3 protein-coding genes are annotated in these 2,646 nt (G+C 65.6%); 1 reads left to right on the top strand and 2 read right to left on the bottom strand.

Features of this window, described 5'->3' with window-relative positions:
- Positions 1–369 (top strand): cupin domain-containing protein (locus tag MOV74_RS35735; RefSeq protein ID WP_246931911.1); only part of this gene is annotated, 369 nt, incomplete at its 5' end.
- A 207-nt stretch (positions 370–576) separates the two neighbouring features.
- Here the strand turns inward: MOV74_RS35735 and MOV74_RS35730 are convergent.
- Both MOV74_RS35730 and MOV74_RS35725 read right to left on the bottom strand, forming a co-directional pair.
- Positions 577–1,842: a D-amino acid dehydrogenase gene (locus MOV74_RS35730; protein WP_246931909.1), complete on the bottom strand. Its 1,266-nt coding sequence runs from the start codon at positions 1,840–1,842 to the stop codon at positions 577–579.
- 70 nt (positions 1,843–1,912) lie between these two features.
- A partial coding sequence (locus MOV74_RS35725) for an aminotransferase class III-fold pyridoxal phosphate-dependent enzyme (protein WP_246931907.1) occupies positions 1,913–2,646 on the bottom strand: 734 nt, incomplete at its 5' end.

Here is a 2,646-nt window from a genome sequence, read left to right as displayed (position 1 = left end):
AGCCCGAGCGCCGACGGCGCCTCCGACCAGGTGGTGACGCGCGGGCTGCAGCGGCCCGAGCTGAAGCTCTGGCGCACCGGCGTATCAAAACAGCTGCTCAGCCCGGCCGGCGCGGACAACAAGCTCAATCTGTTCCTGGTGCATCTGGAGCCCGGCGGCTCCACCGGCGACGAACTCTACACCCATGACGGCGAGGAAGCCGGCCTCGTGCTCGAAGGCGAGATGATGCTGACGGTGGACAGCGAGACGTGGTCGCTGAAGACCGGCGACAGTTTTCGCTTCGCCAGCCGCAGGCCGCACCGGTTTTCGAATCCGGCGGAAGACGCGAAGGCCGTGGTGCTGTGGGTGAATTGCGTGACGGGGGCGTAAACCTTCCCTCAACCCCGTCATCCTGAGGCGCGAGTGGCGCGTTGCGCCGCGCAGCTCACGCATCAGGGTGACGGCGATGGACTTGACGACGCGCGCCGCCTCCACATCGTCCTTGCGAGGAGCCTTTGCGACGAAGCAATCCAGACTGTCTCCGCGGAAAGACTCTGGATTGCTTCGCTGCGCTCGCAATGACGAGCGGTTAGAGCCTTACCCGAACCGGTGCTTGTACCGCTCCACCGTCAGCGCACTGACGTCGATGTCCGGCTTCCGCCCCGACAGCATATCCGCGAGCACGCGGCCGGAGCCGCAGGACATGGTCCAGCCGAGCGTGCCGTGGCCGGTGTTGAGGTGGAGGTTGGCGTATTGCGTCGGGCCGATCACGGGCGGACCGTCCGGCGTCATCGGGCGCAGGCCGCTCCAGAATGTCGCCTTGGCGAGATCGCCGCCGCGCGGGAACAGATCGGTCAGCGAATGATCGAGCGTGGCACGGCGCGCATCATAGAGCTTGTCCGAATAGCCGGAGATTTCGGCGGTGCCGCCGACACGGATGCGATCGCCCAATCGCGTGATCGCGACCTTGTAGCTCTCGTCCATCACGGTGGATTCCGGCGCGCCGGAAGCGTCCTTGATCGGCACCGTGATCGAATAGCCCTTCACCGGATAGACCGGCAGCGAAATGCCAAGCGGCGCGACCAGGCGCGACGACCAGCTCCCGAGTGCAAGGACGTAAGCGTCGGCCTGCAACGTGCCGGCACCCGTCACGACACCGCTGACACGCGCACCGTCGGTGACGATGCGGTCGATCGAGGTGTTGAACATGAAGCGCACGCCGAGCGCCTCGGCATGCTTGGCCAGCGCCTGTGTGAACATGTGGCAGTCGCCGGTCTCGTCCTGCGGCAAGCGAAGCCCACCGACGAACTTCTCCTTCACGCCTGATAGCGCCGGCTCCACCGCGATGCAGCCCTCGCGGCTCAGCACCTCGAAAGGTACGCCGTACTGCTTGAGCACGGCAATGTCTTCGGCCGTGCCGTCGAGCTGCGCCTGGTAGCGGAACAGCTGCAGCGTGCCCTGCGAGCGCTCGTCGTACTGAATGCCGATGTCGCGGCGCAGATCGCGCAAGGAATCGCGGCTGTATTCCGCAATCGGGATCATCCGGCTCTTGTTGACCGCGTAGCGCGCGCTGGTGCAGTTGCGCAGCATCTTGAGCAGCCAGACCCACATGACAGGATCGAGCTTCGGCCGGACCACCAGCGGGCCGTGCTTCATCAACAGCCACTTGACCGCCTTCACCGGCACGCCGGGGCCGGCCCATGGCGAGGAATAGCCGGGCGACACCTCGCCGGCATTGGCGAAGGAGGTCTCAAGCGCCGGCTCCGGCTGACGGTCGACGACCGTCACCTCGTGGCCTGCACGTGCGAGGTAGTAGGCAGAGGTGACGCCGATGACACCGCTGCCGAGGATCAAGACTTTCACGCTTCGTCAAACTCCCGCGGCATCACGCTCGCCGCTGCAAGGAAACAACTCGCAACGGCGAGAGCAATTATCAGGCCACCCGCTTGATGGCGTCGCCAAGAATCGAGACGATGTCGTCGATGTGGCTCTTCTCGACGATCAGCGGCGGCGACAGCGCGAAGGAATCGCCGCTCATGCGGAAGTACAGCCCGCGATTGAAGCAGTCGACCATGACGTCGTAGCCACGCGCACCGACCGCACCGTCACGCGGCGACAGCTCCACCGCGCCCATCAGGCCGCAATTGCGGATGTCGATGACGTTCGGCAGGCCCTTGAGCGAATGCAGCGCATCGCGCCAATATTCGGCAATCGACGAACCGCGCGTCAGCAGGCCTTCGTCCTTGTAGATGTCGAGCGTCGCGATGCCGGCGGCGCAGGCGGTCGGGTGCGCCGAATAGGTGTAGCCGTGAAACAGCTCCATCACGTTTTCCGGGCCGATCATCATGGCGTCGTGCACCTTGCGGTGTGCGAACACCGCGCCGCAGGGGATGGTGCCGTTGGTGATGCCCTTGGCCGTCGTCATCATATCAGGCGTGACGCCGAAGAAGTCGGCGGCGAACGGCGTGCCGAGGCGGCCGAAGCCGGTGATGACCTCGTCGAAGATCAACAGGATGCCGTGCTTGTCGCAGATCTCGCGCAGGCGCTGCAGATAGCCCTTCGGCGGCGGCAGCACCGCGGTCGAACCCGGCACCGGCTCGACGATGACGGCGGCGATGGTCTCGGCACCGTGCAGGGCCACCAGCCGCTCGAGTTCGTCGGCGAGCT

The sequence above is a fragment of the Bradyrhizobium sp. SHOUNA76 genome (assembly GCF_023006445.1).
GTDB lineage: Bacteria > Pseudomonadota > Alphaproteobacteria > Rhizobiales > Xanthobacteraceae > Bradyrhizobium.
The sequence above is the reverse complement of the archived record's forward strand: the minus strand, read 5'-3'. Positions and strand labels throughout refer to the sequence as shown.